The sequence below is a fragment of the Jatrophihabitans lederbergiae genome (assembly GCF_031845305.1).
Lineage (GTDB): Bacteria > Actinomycetota > Actinomycetes > Mycobacteriales > Jatrophihabitantaceae > Jatrophihabitans_A > Jatrophihabitans_A lederbergiae.
On the sequence record NZ_JAVREH010000001.1, the window covers coordinates 34,868 to 58,775 of the forward strand.

A 23,908-nucleotide genomic window follows, 5' to 3' on the forward strand; every position below is an offset into this window, starting at 1 on the left:
AGGGGGTGGCCCACTACGCTGCCACGGTGCGCTTGGTGATAGCTCGTTGCTCAGTCGACTACGTCGGACGCCTGACGGCCCATCTGCCGATGGCGACCCGGCTGCTGATGGTGAAGGCCGACGGGTCGGTGCTGGTGCACTCCGACGGTGGCTCGTACAAGCCGCTGAACTGGATGTCGCCGCCGTGCAAGCTGGTCGAGGGCAACGCTGCCGGGATCGAATCGGCCGACGGCGCATCCGCGAGTCCCGGGCGGCTGTGGACGGTCACCAACAAGACCGGCGAGCATTTGCTCATCAGCATCGACGAGGTGCTGCACGACTCCGCGCACGAGCTGGGCGTCGATCCGGGCCTGGTCAAGGACGGTGTCGAGGCGCACCTGCAGGTCCTGCTCGCACAGCACATCGAGACGCTCGGCGACGGCTTCCGGCTGGTCCGCCGCGAGTACCCGACCGCGATCGGCCCGGTGGACATCATGGCCCGCGACGGCGCCGGAGCCGCGGTGGCCGTGGAGATCAAGCGTCGCGGCGACATCGACGGTGTCGAGCAGCTGACCCGGTACCTGGAACTGCTCAACCGCGATCCGCTGCTCGCGCCGGTCCGGGGCGTGTTCGCGGCGCAGGAGATCAAGCCGCAGGCCCGGACGTTGGCTGCCGACCGGGGCATCCACTGCCTGGTGCTGGACTACGACCTGCTGCGCGGGCGGGACGACCCCTCCCAGCGGCTGTTCTGAGCCCGGTACCGGCGCTGGCGGCCCGACCTCCGCTCGCCTAACCTCGGGCCATGACTGCCGTAGCGCCCCGGCCGACCGGGCTGTCCGCCGACTTCGACTCACTCGATCCTGCCACCGGTGAGGTGCTCGCCAGCTTTCCGGTCGACGGCGCCGAGCAGGTCACCGCTGCGGTGCAACGCGCCCGGACGGCCGCCCGCTGGTGGGCCGAGGTCGGCGAGCCGGCTCGCCGCAGCCGGCTGCGGGCCTGGCGCGCCATCCTCGTCCAGCGCACCGACGAGCTGGCGCGACTGATCCACCGTGAGAACGGCAAGCCCTTCGACGACGCGGTCGTCGAGGTGACCATCGTCATTGCGCACCTGGCCTGGGCAGCCAGCCATGCCCGCAAGGTCCTCGGCAAGCACCGGGTCAACCCGGGCGTGCTCGCGGCGAACCATGCCGCCACTCTGGAGTACCTGCCTTTCGGCGTGGTGGGTGTGATCGGACCGTGGAATTATCCGGTGCACACCCCGATGGGATCGATCTCCTATGCCCTCGCCGCCGGCAACGCCGTGGTGTTCAAGCCCAGCGAGTACACCCCGGCGGTCGGCCGGTGGCTGGTGGACAGCTTCGCCGAGGTGGTGCCCGAGCAGCCGGTGCTCCAGCTGGTCACCGGCTTCGGCGACACCGGAGCCGCACTCTGTTCCGCGGGTGTGGACAAGGTCGCCTTCACCGGCTCGGCCGCGACCGGGCGGCGGGTGATGGCCACCTGCGCCGAGACGCTCACCCCCTGCGTGGTGGAGTGCGGCGGCAAGGACGCCCTCATCGTCGCCGCGGATGCCGACCTCGACCTGGCCGCCGAGCAGACCGTCTGGGGTGCCATGTCCAACGCCGGCCAGACCTGTGCCGGTGTCGAGCGGGTGTACGTCGAGGCGCCCATCTACGACGAGTTCGTCGCCAAGGTGACGGCCCAGTCCCAGCTGCTGCGAACCGGCGGGGCAGCTGCCAGCTACGGGCCCATCACCATGCCTGGGCAGGTCGCGGTGATCAGCCGGCACATCGAGGACGCGCTGGCCGCCGGCGGACGGGCGCTGGTCGGTGGACCGGAATCCGTACGGGCCCCGTACGTCGACCCGGTCGTGCTGGTCGACGTCCCCGCCGACTGCACGGCCATGACGGAGGAGACCTTCGGCCCGACCGTCACGATCGCCAAGGTCGCCGACGTGGACGAGGCCGTGACGGCGGCCAATTCCGGCTCCTACGGCCTCGGTGCGTCCGTTTTCAGCCGCAAGCGTGGACGCGAGATCGCCGGGCGCATCGATGCCGGCATGGTCAGCGTCAACTCGGTGCTGACCTATGCCTCGGTTCCCGGACTGCCGTGGGGCGGCAGCAAGGAATCCGGCTTCGGGCGGATCCACGGCCCGGACGGCCTGCGCGAGTTCGCCCGATCGCGTGCCATCACCAGCGAGCGGTTCCCGATCCCGCTCAAGATCACCACCTTCCAGCGTGGCGAGAAGGCCATCGAGCAGCTGCGCCAGCTCGCCAGTACCCGCTGGGGACGCGGCTGAGCGGGCGGTGGAGGCCGCCCTCGCTGTGAGCCTCGCCCCAACGCACCCCATCGCCCTGCGCCCAGCGGTTACGGTCTGGCAAGCCTTCGACCGCTGGCGGAGACCGGCGTGGCGAAGGAGCGAGGCCACCCGATCGAGAAGAGCACGAACACAGCAGTCGCCAGATCCGAAGGAGCAACCTATGGCCGTCGCAGGCTTGCCGGCAGTAGTGGCACGCAACGACCTGCCGGAACGGGTCACCATCTGTGAGGTGGGACCGCGCGACGGACTGCAGAACGAGTCGGCGATCGTGCCGGTCGGCGTGAAACTGGAGTTCCTGGACCGCCTCGTCGCGGCCGGTCACCGGGTGGTCGAGGCCACCAGCTTCGTGCATCCCAAGTGGGTTCCGCAGCTGGCCGACGCCGAGGAGCTGCTGAGCGCGCTGGACCGGCACCCGGGCGTCCGCTATCCCGTCCTGGTGCCCAATGCGAAGGGCCTGTCCCGGGCGCTCGCCGCCGGCGTGGACGAGATCGCCATCTTCGGCAGCGCCACCGAGACCTTCGCCCAGCGCAACCTCAACCGCAGCGTCGCCGAGTCGATCGAGATGTTCGCCCCGGTGGTCGCCACCGCCCGGGACCGCGGCCTGCGAGTACGGGCATACCTGTCCATGTGCTTCGGCGATCCCTGGGAGGGACCCGTGCCGTTGCGGCAGGTGGCCGACGCGGCCGTGGCCTTGATGAGCCTCGGATGTACCGAGCTCAGCCTGGGCGACACCATCGGCGTCGCGACCCCGGGACAGGTTCGGGCGCTGCTCCATGCCGTGTCGGATGCCGGTGTCGGACTGGAGCAGGTTGCGGTGCATTTCCACGACACCTACGGCCAGGCGCTGGCCAATACCCTGGCGGCGCTGGAATCGGGAATCAGCATCGTGGACGCCTCGGCCGGTGGCCTGGGCGGCTGCCCGTACGCCGAGAGCGCCACCGGCAACCTGGCCACCGAGGACCTGGTGTGGCAGCTGGACGGGCTCGGCATCGAGACCGGTGTCGACCTGGGCACGCTGGTCGAGACGAGTGTCTGGATGGCGCGCCAGCTCGGCCGGCCGAGCCCGTCCCGGGTGGTGCAGGCCCTCGGCGGCTGACCGCCCACTGCGGCTGGCTGCTGCACGCCCACGGGCTTGGCCGGCTGACGGGCCGGCGCTTCGGCCGGCGCAGTTCGCGGACCGGGCCACGGCGCGGGTACGTAAACTCCACTCCTGTGCCACGCCGCAACTCACCTCCCCGTCGCCGCGGCCGGACGCCCGTCGCTGAGACGAGCGCACGCGAGGGCTCGCATACCGGGGGCGTCGGCGAGCGCTCGGAGTCCTGGCGCGGGATCGAGTACCGGGTCCGCTCGGTGAGCGGTTCGGGCTCCGCCGGGCCGTATCGGTGTCCGGGCTGTGATCAGCTGCTGGCCGCAAGCATCCCGCATGTCGTCGCATGGCCGGCCGACGACCTGGATGCCTCGGATCGCAGGCACTGGCACAGTGGGTGCTGGACCGCTCGCGCCCGGCGCGCCCCGGGTGTTCAGCGCAGCCGCAACGCTCCCCGTTACGGCTAGCTGCCGGTGCTGGTAATGACCTCGCCGAGCCGGGCATGCAGTTCGCGCAGAGCCTGGTGGGTCTGCGCACGCTCTGCGTCCAGCGCGGCGGCGCGCGCGTGGGCCTGCGCGACGAGGTCGTCGGCAGCAGCCTTTGCCGCGGCGCGCTCCTGCCGGGTGTCCCGGTCGGCGGCGCTGCGGCGACCGCGCAGCGTGATCTCGAAATCCTCTTCGGCGGTCCGGATGCGGGCCGCCGACGCCGCCTCGGCCTCGGCGCGCGCGGCGGCGGATTCGGCGTTCAACCGGTCCCGCTCAGCCGTCGCGGTCGCCAGCAGTTCCGCCGTCTGCGCTTCCACGGTGTCGACCAGCCGGTTGGCCTCCGTGGTGGCGGTCTCGATCCGCCGGTTGGCCTCGGCGGTGGCCGTGTCAACGAGACGCGCCGCCTCGACGATGGCCGTCTCGACCAGGCGTGCTGCCTCCGCCCGGGCCTTCTCCAGCTCGGAGGCCCCCTGGGTCCTTGCCTGGGCCAGCTTCTGATCGGCCTCGGCGGAGCGCTGCGAGGCGTTGGCGGTCAGCCGCTGCTGTTCCGCGGCGGCGTCACCGCGGACCCGCTCCGCGTCCGCCCGGGCCGCGGCGAGCACCCGTTCGGCTTCTTCTTCAGCGCCGCGGCGGGTCTGCGCCGCCTCTTCGGTGGCCAGCCGCAGCATCTCGTGGATGCGCCCGGAGACATTGGCCGCGGTGGTGGCGGCGCTCGGTGCGGCGGTGGCCTTGGCCGCCTGCTGCCGAAGAGACTCGATATGGGCCTCTCTGCTGGCCAGCTGAGCGGCGCGGTCGGCGCCGGCGGCCAGCGCGGCGTCACGGGCCGCGGTCAGCTCGGCGATCTCGGTGCTGGCCCGGGACACGTAGTCGTCGACTTGCCGCTTGTCGTAGCCGCGAATGCCCACATCGAAGAAGGGCTGGTCGCTATCGAGTATCGGCAGTAACTCTGTGCTGTGATCCTCTGCTGCCATGTGTCCATGTTCCCACGCCCGGGGGAGGAGGAGCGGTCTCGTTCATGCGTGTCCTATACCAAAATGGTCCACCTCAGGCGTCCCGAATCACACAGCCGGCTCGACCAGCTCGATCAGCACTCCGCCGGCGTCCTTGGGATTGACGAAGTTCACGCGAGAGTTCGAGGTTCCGCGCCGGGGCTCGTCGAACAGCAGGCGCAGGCCCTTGCCCCGAAGCTCGGCGCTGGTGGCTACCAGGTCGTCGACCGTGTAGGCCAATTGCTGCATTCCCGGACCCCGGCGGCCGAGGAACTTGGCGATCGTCGAGTCGGCGTTCAGCGGCGCCAGCAGCTGGATGCGGGTGGTGCCGTCGCCGACCGCCAGCATGGCCTCGCGTACCCCCTGCTCCTCGTTCACCTCCTCGTGCACGCTGTGGATTCCGAAGGTGGCGCGGTAGAACTCCAGCGCCTCGTCCAGATCCGGGACGGCGAGGCCCACGTGGTCGATTCGCAAGATGGTCACGGGCGAGCTCCTCTTCTGAAGGATCCTCTGTAAGAGCGATCCGATCCGCGCGGTTGGCTCATGGTGGCTGCCGCACCCTGCTCACGAGAAGCCCGCGTGGCGCGACTCATAGCTCTCGGGGTCTGTGCTGTCGCGTCTGGGTCGATACCCTTGGTGCACCGTTCCCGCGTCCGGACCGACGCGGCGATCAGGCAGCCGGTTGGGTCGCTGCCGCTCTGGAGGATCAGATGTCAGGAACCACGTCAGTTCTCGTAGCCGGCGCCCGGACCCCGATGGGACGACTGCTCGGCTCGCTCAAGGACTTCTCGGCCGCGGACCTCGGTGGTATCGCGATCAAGGCCGCGCTGGACAAGGCCGGCGTCGCTCCGGAACAGGTCCAGTACGTGATCATGGGCCAGGTGCTGCAGGCGGGCACCGGGCAGGGGCCGGCGCGCCAGGCGGCGGCCAAGGGCGGCATCCCGCTCACGGTGCCGGCGGTCGCGATCAACAAGCTGTGTCTGTCGGGCATCAACGCCATCGCCCTCGCCGATCAGCTGATCCGTGCCGGCGAATACGACATCGTGGTGGCCGGCGGCCAGGAGTCGATGACCCAGGCCCCGCACCTGCTGGCCGGCTCCCGCGAGGGCTACAAGTACGGCGACGTGCCGCTGCGCGACCACATGGCCTACGACGGCCTCTGGGATGCCTTCACCGACCAGGCGATGGGTGCTCTCACCGAGGACGCGAACAAGGCCGACACCGAGTTCAGTCGCGAGGAGCAGGACGCGTTCGCCGCTCGCAGCCACCAGCTCGCCGCTCAGGGTTGGAAGAACGGCGTGTTCGACGACGAGGTCGTTCCGGTGCAGATCCCGCAGCGTAAGGGCGACGCGCTCGAGTTCCGCTACGACGAGGGCGTCCGCGCCGACACCACGGTGGAATCACTCGCCCGGCTGCGCCCGGCGTTCCGCAAGGACGGCACCATCACCGCCGGGTCGGCCTCGCAGATCTCCGACGGTGCCGCCGCGGTCGTGGTGATGAGCAAGGCCAAGGCAGAAGAGCTGGGACTGAGCTGGCTTGCCGAGATCGGCGCTGCCGGTTCGGTCGCCGGACCGGATTCCAGCCTGCAGTCCCAGCCGGCCAACGCGATCCGGGCGGCGGTCGCCAAGGAGGGCATCTCGGTCGAGGACCTGGATCTGATCGAGATCAACGAGGCGTTCGCGGCCGTCGGGCTGGCGTCGTCCAAGCAGCTCGGGATCGACCCCGAGATCGTGAACGTCAACGGCGGCGCCATCGCCGTCGGTCACCCGATCGGCATGTCCGGCACCCGGATCGCCCTGCACCTGGCACTGGAACTGCAGCGTCGCGGCGGCGGTGTCGGGGTGGCGGCGCTGTGCGGTGGCGGTGGCCAGGGCGACGCCCTGATCCTGCGCGTTCCGTGACCAGAGTTCAGCGGTAGGCGGAAATGCCCGTCAGCTGCTGCCCCAGCACCAACGTGTGCACCTCGTGCGTCCCCTCGTAGGTGTAGACCGTCTCGAGGTTCACCGCATGCCGTAGCGGCGAGTATTCCGTCGTGATGCCGGAACCACCCAGGATGCTGCGCGCCTCCCGGCAGACCTCCAGCGCCGAGCGGACGTTCGAGAACTTGCCGTAGCTGATCTGGTGCGGCTGGATCTCGTGAGCGTCCTTGAGCTCGGCCAGCCGGCGCGCCACCAGTTGCATGTTCTGCACGGTGACCGCCAGCTCGGCGAGCTTGCGCTGGGTCAGCTGGAAGGACGAGATCGGCTTGCCGAACTGGATGCGGGTGTCGGCGTAGTCCAGCGCGCTGGCCAGGGCGTCCCGGGCCGCGCCCACCACTCCGCTGACGATGCCGAACCGGGCCTCGGTGAGGCAGCCGAGCGGCGCCTTCAGACCCCTGGCCTCCGGCAGCTGGGCGCTGGCCGGCAGCCGCACCTCGTCGAAGCTCAGCTCCGAGGTGATCGAGGCTCGCAGCGAGATCTTGTGGTGCACGTCCGAGCTGGTGAACCCGGGCGTGCCCTGCTCCACGAGGAAGCCGCGCACCCCGTCATCGGTGCGCGCCCACACCACGGCGACGTCTGAGATCGAGCCGTTGGTGATCCACATCTTGGAGCCGTGCAGGATCCAGTCCGCGTGCTCACCGCTGCCGTCCCGGCGGGCGTAGGTGCGCATCGAGCCGGGGTCCGAACCGGCGTCAGGCTCGGTGAGCCCGAAGCAGCCGATGGCCTCACCGCGTGCCATCCGGGGGAGCCACTGCTGCTTCTGCTCCTCGCTGCCGTAGGCGTGGATTGCGTACATCGCCAGCGAGCCCTGGACGCTGACCAGCGAGCGCAGGCCGGAGTCGACCGCCTCGATCTCGGTGCAGGCGAGGGCGTACTGGCTAGGCTTGGCCCCGGCGCAGTCGTAGCCCTCCAGGTGCATCCCGAGCACACCCAGCTTGCCGAACTCCAGTGCCAGTTCACGCGCCGGCAGGGTGCCGGCCTCGAACCACTCGGCGATGTGCGGGCGCAATTGCTCCGTGGCGAACTGGCGAATCGTGTCGCGGATCAGCCGATCGTCGCTGTCCAGCGTCTGGTCGAGGCCGAGTAGGTCCAGACGGCCGAGCGCATCGAAGTTGGCCTGGGTGGGGGTGCTCATGCGGCCACGATACGTCCTGGCGTGCCAGCGGGCGGGGCGCTTGCCGAGCGGGGTGTCGATAGGCTGTCGGCCATGTCGGAACCCCTGCCGTTCGATCCCGTCGAGCGAGCGGGTGATTCCTGGGCCAAGCACTATCCCGACGCAGGGGAGTCCGTCTACGCCTCGATGCGCGCGGTGACCTCGATCATGCGCGCGCAGCAGATCCTGATCGCCGGCCTGGACGCGGACCTGCGCCCGTTCGGGCTGACCTTCTCGCGTTACGAGGCGCTGATCCTGCTGACGTTCTCGTCCTCCGGCGCGCTGCCGCTGTCCAAGATCGGTGAGCGCCTTCAGGTGCACGCCACCAGCGTCACCAATGTCATCGACCGGCTGGAGGTCTCGGGGCTGGTGCGGCGCGAGCCCAACCCCAGGGACGGACGCGGCACGCTGGCCGTCATCACCGACGAGGGACGCCGGGTCGCCGGCGAGGCCACCCAGCAGCTGCACAAGAACCGGTTCGGCCTAGAGGGGCTGGACCATGACGACCTGCAGCGGCTGTTCGCCATCCTGCGCCGGTTGCGGATCGACGCCGGTGACTTCGTCGACTGATTGGCCGCGCCGCATCCCGCCTTTCGCGTCTCACCTGTCCGGGAATGCCCGCCGCGGATGCTGCCTTGTCCCATGAGGCATCAATCGGCCCGCATGAGGCACCAATCGACTTCGGGAGACTTTTATGAGCGCAGATAATGACGTTGTGTCCGCTGGTCAATCCGGCACGTTCGAGATTGCCGGCAAGCCCGTCCACCGACTCGGTTTCGGAGCGATGCGGCTGACCGGGCCCGGCATCTGGGGTGAGCCCGCGGACCGCGTCGAGGCCGTTGCCGTCGTCCGCCGCGCCGTGGAGCTCGGCGTGGACTTTCTCGACACCGCCGATTCCTACGGCCCCGGCATCAGTGAAGAGATCATCGCCGAGGCGCTACATCCGTACCCAGACGCCATCCTGGTAGCCACCAAGGCAGGCCTAACGCGGACCGGCCCGGACCAGTGGACCCCGGTCGGCCGCCCGGCCTACCTGCGCCAGCAGGCCGAGTTGTCGCTGCGGCGGCTCAAACTCGACCGGATCGAGCTCTTCCAGCTGCACCGCATCGACCCCGACGTCCCGCTGGCAGACCAGGTCGGCGAGCTGAAGGCACTGCAGGACGAGGGCAAGATCGGCGCGATCGGCCTGTCCGAGGTGACGGTGGACGAGATCAAGGCGGCTCGCGAGATCGCCGAGATCGCCACCGTGCAGAATCTGTACAACCTGACGACCCGGCAGTCCGAGGCTGTGCTGGAGTACGCCACAGCCGAGGGCATCGGCTTCATCCCGTGGTTCCCGATCGCCGCCGGTGACCTGGCCAAGCCGGGTGGTCCCGTCGACACGATCGCGCACGCCACCGGCGCCACGCCGTCCCAGGTAGCGCTGGCCTGGCTCCTCGCGAAGTCCCCGGTCGTGCTCCCGATTCCCGGCACGTCGAAGGTCTCGCACCTGGAAGAGAACGTCGGCGCGCAGCCGTGACGCTCACGCCGGAGCAGGTCGAGGAACTCACCAACGCGGTGAGCTGACCCCCGGTGGACTGCCTGACCGCAGACCGCTGAGTCCTTCACCGTGTGCATGCGGAATCGTGTGCATGCGGACCGAATCGCCCGCGTCCTAGACTTACCTCGGCAGGCCCCATGCGTGGGCCTGCACCGCTGGGTGGCTGCCTTCCGCAGGCGAATCCCCGGGGCGGTGACAACGGGCTCAGCCCCAACCTGGAAAATGAGAGCTATGCGTCCTGGTGCTCGTTCTGGTTCCTCGTCCACGCCCGCTCCGTCGCCCGCCGCGATCGCGGCCATGTCCGGAGCGGTCGATCTCGGCGCGGTGAAAGCCCGATCCGAGGCCGCCGCCCGGGCCGCCGCGGCACCGGCCCCCAGCGCCGGCCAGCACGTGATCGAGGCCACCGAGGCCAACTTCCAGGCCGAGGTGCTGGATCGTTCCTTCCAGGTGCCGGTGCTGCTCGACCTGTGGGCGGACTGGTGTGAGCCCTGCAAACAGCTCTCACCGATGCTCGAGAAGCTGGCCGGCGAGTCCGGCGGCAGCTGGATCCTCGCGACCATCGACGTCGAGGCCAATCAGCGGATCGCCCAGATGCTGCAGGTCCAGAGCATCCCCACGGTGTTCGCGGTCATCGGCGGCCAGCTCGTCCCGGGCTTCCAGGGCGCGCTGCCGGAGGCGCAGGTCCGGGAGTTCCTGAGCGCTCTGCTCGAAGCCGCTTCACAAGCGGGGCTGTCCGGCGCGGCTCCGAACGGGGCGGCAGGTACGGTCGAGGAGGCCGCGGCGCCGGCTGAGCCCGAGGACGAGCGGTTCACCACCGCCGAGGACGCCCTGGAGGCCGGGGACTTCGACCTGGCGGCTGAGCGGTACCAGGCGATTCTGTCCATGGAACCGGCCAACACCGAGGCCCAGCTGGCGCTGCGTCAGGTCGGGTTACTGCGGCGGCTCTCGGTGCTGCCGCCGGACGCCATCGTTGCCGCCGCGGCCACGCCGGACGATGTCGAGGCGCAGCTCGCCGCCGCGGATGCCGAGCTGGCCGCGAACGACATTCCCGCCGCGCTGGGCCGCCTGATCGAGCTGGTCCGAAGGCTGCGCGGCGGCGAGCGCACGCTGGTCCGGGACCGCCTGGTGGAGTACTTCGAGCTGCTCGGCCCCGATGACCCGCGGGTGCCCCCGGCGCGCCGGGACCTGGCGAACGCCCTGTTCTGAGCGGTCGCCGGGTTCTGACGGATGGTGCCATAGCGCGAAACAGCCGCCGTCCTTTCGGACGGCGGCTGTTGTCGTTGTCACCCGAGCCGTGGAGCCCGGTTGCCCGGGATTCGTTGGCGCGGGGTTACTTCTCCAGCGGGTTGCGCTGGCCGCGGGCGACGTGCGGCATGATCGCGTTCGGCGGGATGATGCCGAGCTTGCCTGCCTGGTAGTCCTGCATGGTCTGCTGCAACTCCGCCCGGGTGTTCATGACGAAGGGACCGTAGTGCGCCATCGGCTCGCGGATCGGCTCGCCGCCGAGCAGGATCACCTCGAGCGAGCTGGTGCGGCTGTCCTGACGCGCACCGGCGCTGAGGGTGATCCGGTCACCGGGGCCGAACACGGCGAGCTGGCCGGCGTAGATCGGCTCGGCCTTCGGTCCCACCGTGCCGGTGCCTGCCATCACGTACGCCAGCGCGTTGTACGTCGGCTGCCACGGCATGGACAGCTGGGCGCCGGGTGAGACCGAGGCGTGCAGCAGCGTGATCGGGGTGTGCGTCGAGCCGGGGCCCTGGTGGCCGTCGACCTCGCCGGCGATGACCCGCAGCAGCGAGCCGCCGTCGGCGCTGGCGAGCAGCGTGATCTGGCCGGAGGAGATGCCCTGGTAGTTCGGGCTGAGGAACTTGTCCTTGGCCGGCAGGTTGACCCAGAGCTGGAAGCCGTGGAACAGCCCACCCTCCTCGACCAGCTTCTCGGGGGGAGTCTCGATGTGCAGCAGGCCGGCGCCCGCGGTCATCCACTGCGTGGACCCCTCGGTGATGACGCCGCCACCGCCGTGGGTGTCCTGGTGGATGAACTGGCCCTCGATCAGGTACGTCACCGTCTCGAAGCCGCGGTGCGGGTGCCAGTGCGTTCCCTTGGGCTCGCCGGCGGCGTAGTCGACCTCGCCCATGTGGTCCATCATGATGAACGGGTCCAGGTGGCGGTAGTCGATGCCGGCCATCGTGCGGCGGACCGGGAAGCCCTCGCCCTCGGTGCCGGCCGGTGCGCTGGACACAGCCAGCACGGGGCGCTCGACGTCGCCGAGGGTTGCTGCGGCGATGCGGGGCAGGGTGGTGGTGTCGGCGGTAACGGCAGCCATGGTCTTCAGCCTCCTAAAGATCGTTGCGTATGCAACTATAGGCCTCAACCGGAGGCACCGCAGCTCTATTCCACTATCTGCGAGCCGCTTGTCGGCTCACTCGTCAGCCGCTCGTTGCCAGCGGCTTCGGTGGCCCGGCCCGCGTCATCAGCCCGGCGATCACCATCGCCGCCAGCGGAATCAGTACCGCCGTCCCCAGAATGTTGGGCCACCAGGGGATCGCCAGCGGATGGGGATCGGTGAGTTCGGCCAGCGGACCGCCGTACTGGCGGGCATGCCGCCGCGCGATGTCGAGCACGATGATCGGCGGTATGAAGCCCAGCGCCGTCCCGAGCACAACGCCGAGTAGCCCGACCACGCCCGCACGGGCCACGCTGAGCCGCCTGCGTACCCCGGGGCTGGCCCCGATGGCCCACAGGGTCGCAAGGTCAGGTCGAGAGTCGACCACGGCGAGCGCGGTGGCGAGCGCGGTGGCGCCCATCGCGACGATGACCGCGGCCAGCAGCGTCACCAGGATGCCCACCCGGTACCGGTCGATGTAGCCCCTCTCGATGTAGGCCGAGAGGCCGTTGTCGTCCAGTGCGGCCGTGAGCGCCTGCTCCTGCCGGTCGGTGACCGGCGAGCTGAGGTGCGCCAGGGCAGCTGACGGACGGACGTCGAAGTGCAGCCCGGCTGCCGTCGCCGGCGACACCAGTGTCGCAATGACGAACCCGGTCCGGGACGCGAGAACGGCAGCGGGCAGCGAGACCGGCTCGGGCTCGGCGGTGTTGCCGTCGGCCTTGCGCTGAATGACCTTCACCGTGCCGGGACCGTCCAGATCCAGCGACGAGCCGACCAGCACCTTGCCGGCCTTGAGCGCCGCCGCGTCGGCTGGATCGATCCTGTCGAACACGGCTCCGAGCTGATTCGGTGCGAGCACAAGTCCTGGCGCCAGCGTCACCGAGTCCTGCTTGCAACGGAGATCGGCCGGGTCGGTCTGCACCGCCGGGCACTGGTTGCGCTCGGGCCGCACCACGTCGAGCCCCAGACAGTGGTTGTCCGAGCAGCTGTTGAAACTCAGGACATCGACCCGCGTGGTGTCCAGCCGTGACCTCAACGCCGAGGCCGCGATGCTCGCCAGTTCCGGCTGGTCAGAGGGCAGGCCGACACTTACCATGCCGCTGGGCAACTGGGGCTGGTACTGCATCCGGTCGCGTGCGGACAAGCTGGAGACGTAGATCGCGATGGCGATGCTCGCAGTGGTCGCGGCCAGCACGGCCGCGAGCGCGGGAACGGCCGCACTCCGGTTGCGGGCGGCGTCACGCAGCGCGATCCGGGAAGCCACCGGTAGCCGGGGCGCCAGGCGTCCGGTGAGGCTCAGCATGCCCGGGGTCAGGGCGACCACGCCGAGCTCGCACAGCGCCAGCCCGGGCAGGGATGTAGAGCACCTGGCTCTGGGACGTACCGAACCCGCCGGCGACGAAGCCGAGGACGACGGCGCCCATGCCGACCGCGGACAGCCGCCACGGCGCCCGGGTGGCGCCACGCCGGCCCGCCAGTGCCGCCACCACGTCCAGTCGCGCGGCGGACACGGCGGGCAGCAGCGCTCCGGCCACGGCCGACAGCAGTCCGAGCGCCATGGTTCCGGCCAGTTCCAGCCAGTGCAGGCGCAGCGGGCCGAGGACGCCGGGCTGCACGGCCCGGTAGCCGATCGCCGCTCCGATTCCGACGGTGCAACCGAGCCCGCTGGCCAGCACGCCGAGCACGATGCTCTCGGCGAGCATGGTGCGGCGCAGCACCTTCCGATTCCCGCCGATCGCGGCGATCAGCGCCATGTCGTGTCGCCGTCGGCGGGCGCTCACCGCGAACGCGGGGCCGGCCAGCAGGGCCAGTTGCAGGATCGCCATGCCGACCGCCACCGCTACGGTGACCATGGTGCTCGCGCCGGGCTGGGCCCCGCCGCCCTGCCGGTAGTACGGAACCTCCGACCGCGGCGGCGGGTCGAGCAGAACCTGCCGCGACATCACTTGCAGCCCGTGCTGGTTGAGCCGCACCACGTCTGCCCAGCTGACCCCTCCGGGCCGCGACACCGTCCAGCTCAGCGACTCCTGGTTGTCCTGAGTGGCGCCGGGCAGCGCGGTGAAGACGGCCGGTGAGACGGTGGCGGACCCGGTGCCGCCGTACTTCGCATGGGTGATCGCCACCACCTTCAACTCTGCCCGCGGTCGGCGCAGCGTGAGCGTGTCCCCGACCGCGAGACCGGCCCGCCGGGCCAGATCATCGCTTAGCGCGACGCCACCGGCGGCTGCCGACCAGTCGCCCGCGACGAGGCTCACCGCCGGCCGGGTGCCCGCCACCGTCAGGTCGAGTGCCGACAGGCTCGTCGAGATCGCGCCGGCCTCGGTCTTGATGAGCACCGGACGGGAGCGGTCCGGACTGATGATCCCGGGACCGGGCAGCCAGGCCTGGACCTGCCCGGTCGTTGGCGGCTTGATCGCCGGCGCCGCACCTCCACCAGCCGACCCGCTGGCTGGAACTCCACTATTGGCCGACCCGCTGGCTGGGGCTCCACTATTGGCCGACCCGGTGGCCGCGGCTCCACCAGCCGCCGCGTTGGCATCCTGATTGAAGTTGTCACCGTCCGGGGACTGCTCGATCGGGCCGGCGCCGTACCACCGCACCTGCGCGTCGGCACCGCCGAGCACTGACTCCACCCGCTGAGCCGGGCTGAGCGGGTTGCTGCGAACCAGCACGTCCACGAGGGACACGGCCGCGACCGGAATCGCGATCAGGGCCACGATCAGCAGGCTGCGCAACCGATTGCGCCGGACCTGCCGCCGTCCCATCCGTAACAGGGCTCCCCAGGCGGGGCTGACCGACCTCATCTGCTGACCGACCTCATCTGCCGGCCGAACGCAGCAGCGAGTCCGGGGTGGGTGCCGGCTCGGTCTGGTCGATGACCGCGCCGTCGCGCAGGAAGACCACCCGGTCCGCCCAACCCGCGTGCCGGGCGTCGTGAGTCACCAGCACGCCGGCCGCGCCGGCGTCGCACCGGCCGCGCAGCAACCGGAGCACGTCCTCACCGGTGTGCGAGTCCAGCGCTCCGGTGGGCTCGTCGGCCAGGATCAGCTTCCGCGCGCCGATCAGCGCCCGGACAATGGCGACCCGCTGCTGCTGGCCGCCGGACATCTCGTCGGGAAACCGGTTCGCCAGGTCCTCCAGGTCGACTTCGGCGAGCGCGGCGCGGGCCTCCCGACGCGCCTGCCGTGACGCCACCCCGTCCAGTTCGCGAGGCAGCATGATGTTCTCGGCCGCGGTCAGCGACGGGATGAGGTTCAGCTGCTGGAAGACGTAGCCGATGGACCGGCGGCGCAGGGCGGCCAGCTGCTTGGCGGTTTTGCTGGTCAGGCTCTCGCCGTTGACCAGCACGTCGCCGGACGTGGGGGAGTCGAGGCCACCGGCGATGGTGAGCAGGCTGGACTTGCCGGAGCCAGAAGGCCCCATGATCGCGACCAGCTCGCCCGCCTGGACGGTGAGGTCGATGCCGGCCAGCGCGTGCACCTGCAGGTCGCCAGAACCGTACGTCCGCACCACCCGGCGCAGGTGCAGCACGGCGGTGCCGGCCTCGGAGATCTCGTCGAAGGTGCTCGGCCGGGCGGTCATCGCGCGTCCCGGTCGCTGCCGGTCGCCCGGGTCCCGGCACCTGTGCCAGCGGCGCGCGCGGTGGGTGCTGTGCCCGCTGCGCCCGCTGGACGGGCGGTGGCGGCTGTGCCGGCGGTCGCTTCCGCGCCGGCTGTGGTTCGTTGCGACGCTGCCGTCCGCTCGCGCCGGGCGGCTGCCATCGCCAGCTTGGTCTCGCAGTGGTCCAGCCACCGGATCTCGGCCTCCGCGGCGAAGATGAGCGAATCGGCCACCAGCTGCCAGGGCAGGTCGGACCCGGCGCGTTCACGGGCGCGGGTGTAGTCCTGTAGCGCCTTGATGGTGGCCCGCCGCTGGGTCTGGACGACGGCGGAGACATCGCAGCCGGGAGAACCGGCCGCGAAGGCGAGCTTGATGGCGACCTCGTTGCGTGCGGGCTCACCGGCGACCGGCGTTGCGAACCAGGCGCTGATCTCCGCCTGCCCGGCGGGGGTGATGGCGTAGAGCCGCTGCGACTCGTCGCCGCCGTCCACCGGGGTGACGAGCCCGTCGCGCTCCAGCCGGGACAGGGTCGAATACACCTGCCCGATATTGAGCGGCCAGGTCGCGCCGGTGGAGCTTTCGAACTCCGCGCGAAGTTGATAGCCGTGCATGGGACCACGGTCGAGCAGGGTCAGCAACCCGTGCTTCACGGACATGATGCCTCCTTGGATATCCGGTATGCATACTCGGTATCCAAGGAGACGTCAAGCGTCCGGCTGATTCACCGCGTGTCGGCGCCTCCCGTGTTCAGCTGGGTGAGCCCTCTGCGGCGGCGATCTCGGCATCGGCGACACCCTCGGCGAAGTAGCGCAGCCAGATCGCGCCGAGCGGCGGAACGCGCACCGACGCCGAGGTCGGCTGGCCGTGCCAGCTGGGCCCGTCGGCGGTGACGGCGCCGAGGTTGCCGACCCCCGAGCCACCGTAGATCGCGGCGTCGGTGTTGAGGATCTCGTCCCAGCGACCCTGGATCGGCAGCCCGAGCCGGTAGTCCTCGTGCGGTCCGGCCGAGAAGTTCGCGACGCACGCCAGCACCGAGCCGTCATCGCCCCAGCGCAGGAACGAGAACACGTTGCCGCTGGCGTCGTTGGCGTCGATCCAGTCGAAGCCCGCTGGCAGGGTGTCCTGGGACCACAGCGCGCGGGTATCGCGGTACTGCTGATTGAGGTCGGTGATCACCCGCAGCACCCCCGCATGGTCCGCGCCATCGAGCAGCCACCAGTCCAGCGACCGGCTCTCGCTCCACTCGCCGCCCTGGGCGAACTCCGAGCCCTGGAAGATCAACTGCTTGCCGGGGTGCGCCCACATGAACCCGTACAGCGCGCGCAGGGTGGCCAGCTGGCGCCAGCGGTCGCCCGGGATCTTGTTCAGCAGCGAGCCCTTGCCGTGCACGACCTCGTCGTGGCTGAACGGCAGCACGTAGTTCTCGGAGTACGCGTACACCATGGAGAACGTCATCTCGTGGTGGTGGTACTGCCGGTGCACCGGGTCGTGCTGGATGTAGCCGAGCGTGTCGTGCATCCAGCCCATGTTCCACTTGAACCCGAACCCGAGGCCGCCGAGATGGGTGGGCCTGGTGACGCCGGGCCAGGACGTGGACTCCTCGGCGATCGTCATGACGCCGGGCACCCGCTTGTAGACGGTGGCGTTCATCTCCTGCAGGAAGGCCACCGCCTCGAGGTTCTCGCGACCACCGTGGATGTTGGGCAGCCACTCGCCCGCCTTGCGCGAGTAGTCGAGATAGAGCATCGACGCGACGGCATCGACCCGCAGGCCGTCGACGTGCATCTCTTCCAGCCAGTACAGCGCGTTGGCCACCAGGAAGTTGCGGACCTCGCTGCGCCCGAAGTTGAACACGTACGTGCCCCAGTCGGGCTGCTCGCCCCGGCGCGGGTCACCGTGCTCGTACAGCGGCGTGCCGTCGAAGCGGGCGAGGGCGAACGCGTCCTTCGGGAAGTGGGCCGGAACCCAGTCCACGATGACGCCGATGCCGGCCTGGTGCAGCGCGTCGACCAGGTACCGGAAGTCGTCGGGGTCGCCGAACCGCGAGGTCGGCGCGAAGTAGGAGGACACCTGGTAGCCCCACGACCCGCCGAACGGGTGCTCGGCGACGGGCAGGAACTCGACGTGGGTGAATCCGGTGGAGCGGACGTAGTCGACCAGCTCGGTGGCGAGCTCGCGGTAGCTCAGTCCCAGCCGCCACGACCCCAGGTGCACCTCGTAGACCGACATCGGCGAGGCATGCCACGGTGTCTCGGCCCGCTTGGCCAGCCACTCGGCGTCGTTCCACTCGTGCTGCGAGGTGAACACCACCGAGGCGGTCGCGGGCGGCACCTCCGTCGCGAACGCCATCGGGTCGGCCTTGTCGCGCCACTGGCCGTCCGCGCCCAGGATCTGGAACTTGTACCGGACGCCGTCGCCGACGCCGGGGACGAAGAGTTCCCAGATACCGGTCGCTCCCATCGAGCGCATCGGGAACGACCGCCCGGACCAGTAGTCGAAGTCGCCGACGATCCGGATTGCGCGGGCGTTCGGTGCCCACACCGCGAAGGACGTTCCGGTGACCTCACCGGCGGGGGTGTCGTACGTGCGGACGTGCGCGCCGAGGACGTTCCACAGCTGCTCGTGCCGGCCCTCGCCGAGCAGGTGCAGGTCCAGGTCGCCGAGCGTGGGCAGCCACCGGTACGGATCGTCGACGAGGACCTGTTGGTCGCCGTAACTGACCTCGAGCCGATAGTCGGTGGGATCGGAGTCGATCACGCCGCTGAAGATGCCGCCGGGATGCACCTGCTCCAGGGGCGTCCGGTCGCCCTGCACCACGACACTGACCGCACTGGCCTCGGGGCGCAGGGTGCGGATCGCCGTGCGGCCCGGCGCGAGCGGGTGCTGGCCGAGCACCGAGTGCGGCTGCGCGTGGGTGCCCTCGATCAGGCGGTCCAGCTCGGCCTGGTCCGGAACCACGCTCGGTGCCACGACTGCGGGGGCGGTTCCGGACGTGACTGCCGGGCTGCCCACCGGGTCGGGGCCGGGAATCGCGGCCGGGTCGCTGGAGCCCGGCCCACCGGCGATCGGTGCCGTCGGGTCGGCGGCCGTGGGAGTGACCGCTGGTTCGGTGACCGCCGGCTCAGCGGCCGTTGGGGGCGTCACCGGCTCAGCGGCCGGAGCCGTGGCCTTGGTCGCGCGCGCGTCGCGGTTGGTCGTGGAACGCGGCTTATTGCCCGCACCGCTCGGGTTCTGCCTTGTGCTCATGCGGTTTCCGCCAATCGGTGCAGAGACGCCAGGGGAATCGGAAGCCAGTTGGGGCGGTTGCGTGCCTCGTACACCGCCTCGTACACGGCCTTGTCGGCCTCGAACGCCCGCAGCAGGACGGCGGAGGCGGCGGGCTCGTTGCCGCCGGCCTCGGCCCAGCCATTGCAGAAGGCGTCGCGGTTGCGCTGGGCCCACTCGGCCGCGCGGAACTCCGACTGCGGAGTCGCGCCCATGTCGATGAGCTGGTGCCGCGCCGCGTAGTCGAAGCTGCGCAGCATCCCGGCGACGTCGCGGATCGGGGAATCGTTCGCCTGGCGCTCGGTGATCGCCTTGGCGGGCTCCCCCTCGAAGTCGAGGATCACCCACCGGTGCGAGGTGCGCAGCACCTGGCCCAGGTGCAGGTCGCCGTGCACCCGCTGCGCCGTCACGGGCTCGCTGATCTCGGCGAAGTCGTCGTAGGCCTTGCGCAGGCCCTCGGCGACGTCGGCCAGCTGCGGAACCTCGTGCAGCGCCGCGTCGAGCCGGGTATTCATCGCCGCGGCGCGCTCGCGAAGCTGGGCACTGTCGAGCACGGTCGTGCCGAACGCCGTCCGGAGGTCCGCGTGCACCTCGGCGGTGGACATGCCCAGCCGGTTCGCCTCGGCGGCGAAGTCGCCACCGGCCTCGTCGGCGTGCAGGTCGCCCTCGGCCATCAGGTCACGCACGCTGGCGGTCGCCAGTTGCCAGCCGTCGGTGGCCGTGGTCAGAAACTCCTGCAGCATGGCCAGGCTCCACAGCTCATCGTCGCGCTCGGTGGTGACGTGGCCCAGCAGCTTCGCCACGTGGCGGCCGCCGATCTCGGCGAACGCGGCGTGGATCTCGATGTCGGGGTTGAGCCCTGGCTCGAGCCTGCGGAACACCTTCATGATGGCCGCGTCGCCGAAGACCAGGGAGGTGTTCGACTGCTCGCCGCTGAGCACCAGGCTGGACTCGGACACCGGGATCTCGGAGGCGGCGGCGTCCCGGACGAAGGTCACCCCGTCGAGAACCGACTCCTCGGCCATCGCCCGGAGCCAGACGCCGGTCACCTCTTTGTCGTACAGGGCATCGTAGAGCTCGACGGACTGACCGCTGTCGAGGTCGGTCACCGAGCCCACGAAGGCGCGGTCGAGGTGCTCGACGCGCTGCGTCCGCAAGGCCAACGGAACCTGGTAGTGCTCCACCCCGTCCGGATAGGTCACGTCGGCGATCCAGATCTGCACCCCGGCCGCCTGCTGGTCCTCCCGGTCCCCGGTGAGCGTCGGCTGGGCGTTCTCGGTGGGCGGCGCGAGCGTCGCGAGCAGGCGTGCCGCGACGGAGCCGGACCGGGACTTGCCCGCGTACCAGCGCTGACGGCCGAGCCATTCCGGTAGGACGCGCGTGACCTCAGCGGTGTCGATCCTCACCCAGTTACCCCATTCCTGTTGTCACCATCGGGCGAAACCTCATCGGTGTCTTCGGTGAATGCTTCGGGAAGCGAACCCCAGCCGGAACCCTCGGAGGCCGGCAGGCCGGTTCCGGCCTGCAGTTGGTGCGCCGGAATGCGCAGCCAGTAGAAGCCGTGGCCCGCGACGGTGAGCAGGTAGGGCAACTCGCCGATCGCGGGAAAGCGGCTGCCGCCCGTCATCTCCATCGGCTCGGCACCCTCCCACGCCCGCAGGTCCAACTCGACGGCCTGTGGGAATCGGGACAGGTTGTTCACGCACAGCACGATGTCGTCGCCGAACGCCCGGACGAAGGACAGCACCGCCGGGTTGGAGCCGCCCAGGTCGGTGAAGGTTCCCATGCCGAAGGCGGGATTGGCCTTGCGCAGCATGATCATTCGCCGCGTCCAGTGCAGCAGCGAGGACGTGTTGCGGGTCTGGGACTCGACGTTGGTGACCTGATAGCCGTAGACGGAGTCCAGGTTGACCGGCAGGTACAACCGTCCCGGATCGCAGTTGGAGAAGCCGGCGTTGCGGTCGGGCGTCCACTGCATCGGGGTCCGGACGCCGTCACGGTCACCGAGCCAGATGTTGTCGCCCATCCCGATCTCGTCGCCGTAGTACAGCACCGGCGAACCCGGCAGCGACAGCAGCAGAGCGGTGAACAGCTCGATGCGGTTGAGGTCGTTGTCGAGCAGCGGGGCGAGCCGCCGCCGGATGCCGATGTTGGCCTTCATCCGGGGGTCCTGGGCGTACTCGTTCCACATGTAGTCGCGCTCTTCGTCGGTGACCATCTCGAGGGTCAGCTCGTCGTGATTGCGCAGGAAGATTCCCCACTGGCAGTTGTCCGGGATCGACGGTGTCTGCGCCAGGATCTCGGAGATCGGGTAGCGGCTCTCGCGGCGGACGGCCATGAAGATCCGCGGCATCACCGGGAAGTGGAAGGCCATGTGGCACTCGTCGCCACCGGAGTCGAAGTCGCCGAAGTACTCGACCACGTCGTCGGGCCACTGGTTGGCCTCGCACAGCAGCACCCGGTCGGGATAGTTGTCGTCGACCTCCTTGCGAATCCGCTTGAGGACGTCGTGGGTCTCTTTCAGGTTCTCGCCGTTGGTGCCGTCACGCTCGAACAGGTAGGGCACCGCGTCGAGCCGGAAGCCGTCGATGCCCATGTCCAGCCAGAACCTGATGGCGTCCATGATCGCGTCGAAGACGGCCGGGTTGTCGAAGTTCAGGTCGGGCTGGTGAGAGAAGAACCGGTGCCAGAAGTACTGCTTGCGCACCGGGTCGAACGTCCAGTTCGAGGGCTCGGTGTCGACGAAGATCACCCGCGCGTCGGGCCACCGGGTGTCGTCGTCGGCCCAGACGTAGAAATCGCCGTAGGGGCCGTCCGGATGGTTGCGCGACTCCTGGAACCACGGGTGCTGGTCGGAGGTGTGGTTCATGACGAAGTCGATGATCACCCGGATGCCGCGGTCGTGCGCCGCGTTGAGGAAGTCCCGGAAGTCCTCGACGGTGCCGAACTCCGGCAGCACATCGGTGAAGTCGGCGACGTCGTAGCCGCCGTCCCGCAGCGGGGACGGAAAGAAGGGTGGCAGCCAGAGGCAGTCCACCCCGAGCCAGCTCAGATAGTCGAGCTTGTCGGTGAGCCCCTGCAGATCGCCCGTGCCGTCGCCGTTGGAGTCGGCGAAGCCGCGGACCAGCACCTCATAGAAGACAGCACGCTTGAACCACTCGGGATCAGGCGTGGTGGACGCAGGGTGATTCACTTCGGGTTCCAATCGCCGACGCTCCTGATGCATGTGTTTGCGAGTCTGCCACGTCGAAATCTCCCTCACAGGCCGCTCACTCGGCTGAGTTCGCCTCGAGCAGGCACGGCTCACTCGGCTGAGTTGGCGTGGGCAGGGCTCGGCTGGTTAGGCGGCTTATGCCACCCGTACGATGGCTGCCGATTCGGCCGACAACCGTACGCCGGACGTCCCACCCGGGGATTCGTCCAGCTCGGCGGTCGAGCCGGTGGCGAACACGATCTCGCCGGCGCCCGGTACCTCGACGGTCTGCGGCCGGCCGGCGAGATTGGCCACGACCCGGAACTCACCGCGGTGCACGACCACCCAGTTGCGATCCTCGTCGAAGTCGACCGAGACCTCGCCGAGCCGGGGATCGGCCAGGCTGGGATTGCTCGCGCGGAGCCGGATCAGGTCGCGGTACAGCCGCAGCACCCGCGCGTGCTCGCCGCCCTCGGGCTCGGACCAGTCCAGCACCGAGTCGTGGTAGGCGGCCGGGTCCTGCGGGTCCACCATCGCGGCGGTGTCCCAGCCGTGGTCGGCGAACTCGGCGACCCGGCCCTCGCTGACGGCCTTGCCCAGGTCGGCCTGCGGATGCGAGGTGAAGAAGGGCCACCTGGTACGGGCCGCCCACTCCTCACCCATCCACAGCATCGGGGTGAACGGCGAGGTGAGCAGCAGCGTCGCCCCGACGCCCAGCAGTCCCGGCGACACCAGCTCGGACAGCCGGTTCCCGGCCGCCCGGTTGCCGACCTGGTCGTGATCCTGCAGGAAGGCCACGAACCGCCAGCCCGGAGTGCGTTCGCGGTCCACCGGCTTGCCGTGGGTGCGGCCCCGGAAGCTGGAGTACGTCCCGTCGTGGAAGAACGCCCGGGTGAGTACCTTGGCCAGGCTCGGCAGCGATCCGAAGTCGCTGTAGTAGCCGTGCCGCTCGCCGGAGAGCATCGCGTGCAGCACGTGATGAACGTCGTCGTCCCACTGCGCGTCCAGGCCGTAGCCGCCCTCGGCCTGCGGGGTGATCAGCTTCGGGTCGTTCAGATCGGACTCGGCGATCAGCGGCAGCGGCCGGCCGGCCTTAGCGCTCAGCCGGCCCACCTCGGTCGCCAACTGCTGCAGCAGGTGGGTCTCGGAGGAGTCCACCAGGGCGTGCACCGCGTCCAGGCGCAGACCGTCGATATGGAACTCACCCAGCCACATCAGGGCGTTGTCCAGGATGTAGCGGCGGACCTCGTCGCTGCCGGGGCCGTCCAGGTTGACCAGGTCACCCCAGGTGTTGCGACCGGTCTTGAGGTACGGCCCGAACTTGGGCAGGTAGTTCCCGCTCGGGCCGAGGTGGTTGTAGACCACGTCCAGCACCACAGCCAAACCCCGGGCGTGGCAGGCGTCGACGAACCGCTTCAGCGCGTCCGGGCCGCCGTACGGCTCGTGCACCGCGTACCAGGCCACGCCGTCGTAGCCCCAGTTCCAGGTGCCGTTGACCGCGTTGAGCGGCAGCAGTTCGACGTGGCTGATCCCGAGCTCCACCAGATGATCGAGCCGCTCGATGGCCGAGTCGAGCGTCGCGCCCCTGGTGAAAGTGCCGACGTGCAGCTCATAGATCACGCCGCCGGCGAGCTTCCGGCCCTGCCAGCCGGAGTCCTGCCACTGGTGCGCCTGGGTGTTATAGACCTCGGTGAGGCCGTGTACGCCGTCGGGCAACCGCCGCGAGCGCGGGTCGGGGACGGCCGTCTCGTCGTCGTCCACCAGGTAGCCGTACCGGGTGCCCGGCGGCAGGTCCTCGTCGAGCTGCCACCAGCCGGAACGGAAGGCGTCCCTGGCAAGCTCTGTCTGCCGCTGATCCTCGCCGGTGGCGATCACCGCGCGCACGCGCTGGCTGTCCGGTGCCCATACTGCCGGTCGCATCGTGTTGCCTCGTCCT

At 70.0% G+C, this 23,908-nt stretch carries 19 protein-coding genes and 1 pseudogene; 8 read left to right on the forward strand and 12 right to left on the reverse strand.

Going from position 1 to position 23,908, the window contains the following annotated elements:
- Positions 1 to 26: 26 nt before the first annotated feature.
- The 4 genes from nucS (at position 27) to RM423_RS25340 (ending at position 3,850) form a co-directional block, all read left to right on the forward strand.
- A complete protein-coding gene (nucS, locus tag RM423_RS00175; protein ID WP_311420962.1) occupies positions 27 to 731 on the forward strand; it encodes an endonuclease NucS in 705 nt (234 codons plus the stop codon).
- Positions 732 to 781: 50 nt separating this feature from the next.
- Positions 782 to 2,275, forward strand: coding sequence for an aldehyde dehydrogenase family protein (locus RM423_RS00180; RefSeq protein WP_311420963.1), 1,494 nt, complete (start codon positions 782 to 784; stop codon positions 2,273 to 2,275).
- Between the two features lie 181 nt (positions 2,276 to 2,456).
- Positions 2,457 to 3,392 (forward strand): hydroxymethylglutaryl-CoA lyase, encoded by a 936-nt coding sequence (locus RM423_RS00185; protein WP_311420964.1) that lies wholly within the window; start codon positions 2,457 to 2,459, stop codon positions 3,390 to 3,392.
- 116 nt (positions 3,393 to 3,508) lie between these two features.
- Entirely contained in the window at positions 3,509 to 3,850 is a 342-nt protein-coding gene (locus RM423_RS25340) for a hypothetical protein (protein ID WP_396327530.1), read from the forward strand.
- Here the strand turns inward: RM423_RS25340 and RM423_RS00190 are convergent.
- Both RM423_RS00190 and mce read right to left on the reverse strand, forming a co-directional pair.
- Positions 3,847 to 4,839: a coiled-coil domain-containing protein gene (locus tag RM423_RS00190; protein ID WP_311420965.1), complete on the reverse strand. Its 993-nt coding sequence runs from the start codon at positions 4,837 to 4,839 to the stop codon at positions 3,847 to 3,849. The genes RM423_RS25340 and RM423_RS00190 overlap by 4 nt on opposite strands.
- An 87-nt stretch (positions 4,840 to 4,926) precedes the next feature.
- On the reverse strand, positions 4,927 to 5,340 hold the full coding sequence (mce, locus tag RM423_RS00195) for a methylmalonyl-CoA epimerase (protein WP_311420966.1): 414 nt from the start codon (positions 5,338 to 5,340) through the stop codon (positions 4,927 to 4,929).
- A gap of 227 nt (positions 5,341 to 5,567) precedes the next feature.
- Between mce and RM423_RS00200 the strand changes: the two genes are divergently transcribed.
- A complete protein-coding gene (locus tag RM423_RS00200; RefSeq protein ID WP_311420967.1) occupies positions 5,568 to 6,758 on the forward strand; it encodes an acetyl-CoA C-acetyltransferase in 1,191 nt (396 codons plus the stop codon).
- A 7-nt stretch (positions 6,759 to 6,765) separates the two neighbouring features.
- Here RM423_RS00200 and RM423_RS00205 read toward each other — a convergent pair whose 3' ends face one another.
- On the reverse strand, positions 6,766 to 7,971 hold the full coding sequence (locus tag RM423_RS00205; protein ID WP_311420968.1) for an acyl-CoA dehydrogenase family protein: 1,206 nt from the start codon (positions 7,969 to 7,971) through the stop codon (positions 6,766 to 6,768).
- Positions 7,972 to 8,043: 72 nt separating this feature from the next.
- On the opposite strand from RM423_RS00205, the gene RM423_RS00210 reads away from it, so the two are divergent.
- The 3 genes and pseudogenes from RM423_RS00210 to RM423_RS00220 all read left to right on the forward strand — a co-directional run bounded on the left by RM423_RS00210 (position 8,044) and on the right by RM423_RS00220 (position 10,735).
- On the forward strand, positions 8,044 to 8,559 hold the full coding sequence (locus RM423_RS00210) for a MarR family winged helix-turn-helix transcriptional regulator (RefSeq protein WP_311420969.1): 516 nt from the start codon (positions 8,044 to 8,046) through the stop codon (positions 8,557 to 8,559).
- Between the two features lie 124 nt (positions 8,560 to 8,683).
- Positions 8,684 to 9,555: pseudogene (locus RM423_RS00215) on the forward strand (aldo/keto reductase).
- A gap of 196 nt (positions 9,556 to 9,751) precedes the next feature.
- The gene (locus tag RM423_RS00220) at positions 9,752 to 10,735 is read left to right on the forward strand and encodes a tetratricopeptide repeat protein (RefSeq protein WP_396327531.1); all 984 of its coding nucleotides are present in this window, start codon (positions 9,752 to 9,754) and stop codon (positions 10,733 to 10,735) included.
- Positions 10,736 to 10,859: 124 nt separating this feature from the next.
- On the opposite strand, the gene RM423_RS00225 is transcribed toward RM423_RS00220, so the two are convergent.
- From RM423_RS00225 to treZ, 9 genes are all read right to left on the reverse strand, one after another.
- Positions 10,860 to 11,855: a pirin family protein gene (locus tag RM423_RS00225; RefSeq protein ID WP_311420972.1), complete on the reverse strand. Its 996-nt coding sequence runs from the start codon at positions 11,853 to 11,855 to the stop codon at positions 10,860 to 10,862.
- 103 nt (positions 11,856 to 11,958) lie between these two features.
- Positions 11,959 to 13,239 (reverse strand): FtsX-like permease family protein, encoded by a 1,281-nt coding sequence (locus tag RM423_RS00230; protein WP_311420973.1) that lies wholly within the window; start codon positions 13,237 to 13,239, stop codon positions 11,959 to 11,961.
- The gene (locus RM423_RS00235; RefSeq protein ID WP_311420974.1) at positions 13,154 to 14,719 is read right to left on the reverse strand and encodes an ABC transporter permease; all 1,566 of its coding nucleotides are present in this window, start codon (positions 14,717 to 14,719) and stop codon (positions 13,154 to 13,156) included. The genes RM423_RS00230 and RM423_RS00235 overlap by 86 nt, the downstream gene beginning before the upstream one ends.
- A gap of 13 nt (positions 14,720 to 14,732) precedes the next feature.
- On the reverse strand, positions 14,733 to 15,497 hold the full coding sequence (locus RM423_RS00240; RefSeq protein WP_311420975.1) for an ABC transporter ATP-binding protein: 765 nt from the start codon (positions 15,495 to 15,497) through the stop codon (positions 14,733 to 14,735).
- A complete protein-coding gene (locus RM423_RS00245; RefSeq protein WP_311420976.1) occupies positions 15,494 to 16,171 on the reverse strand; it encodes a PadR family transcriptional regulator in 678 nt (225 codons plus the stop codon). Before RM423_RS00245 ends, RM423_RS00240 begins: the two co-directional genes overlap by 4 nt.
- Before the next feature lie 91 nt (positions 16,172 to 16,262).
- A complete protein-coding gene (glgB, locus tag RM423_RS00250; protein ID WP_311420977.1) occupies positions 16,263 to 18,761 on the reverse strand; it encodes a 1,4-alpha-glucan branching protein GlgB in 2,499 nt (832 codons plus the stop codon).
- A complete protein-coding gene (locus RM423_RS00255; RefSeq protein WP_311420978.1) occupies positions 18,758 to 20,185 on the reverse strand; it encodes a maltokinase N-terminal cap-like domain-containing protein in 1,428 nt (475 codons plus the stop codon). The genes glgB and RM423_RS00255 overlap by 4 nt, the downstream gene beginning before the upstream one ends.
- Positions 20,182 to 21,972 carry a maltose alpha-D-glucosyltransferase gene (gene treS, locus RM423_RS00260; protein WP_311420979.1) on the reverse strand — a complete coding sequence of 597 codons (1,791 nt, stop codon included), beginning with the start codon at positions 21,970 to 21,972 and terminating at the stop codon, positions 20,182 to 20,184. Before treS ends, RM423_RS00255 begins: the two co-directional genes overlap by 4 nt.
- Positions 21,973 to 22,128: 156 nt before the next feature.
- A complete protein-coding gene (treZ, locus tag RM423_RS00265; RefSeq protein WP_311420980.1) occupies positions 22,129 to 23,892 on the reverse strand; it encodes a malto-oligosyltrehalose trehalohydrolase in 1,764 nt (587 codons plus the stop codon).
- Positions 23,893 to 23,908 lie beyond the last annotated feature (16 nt).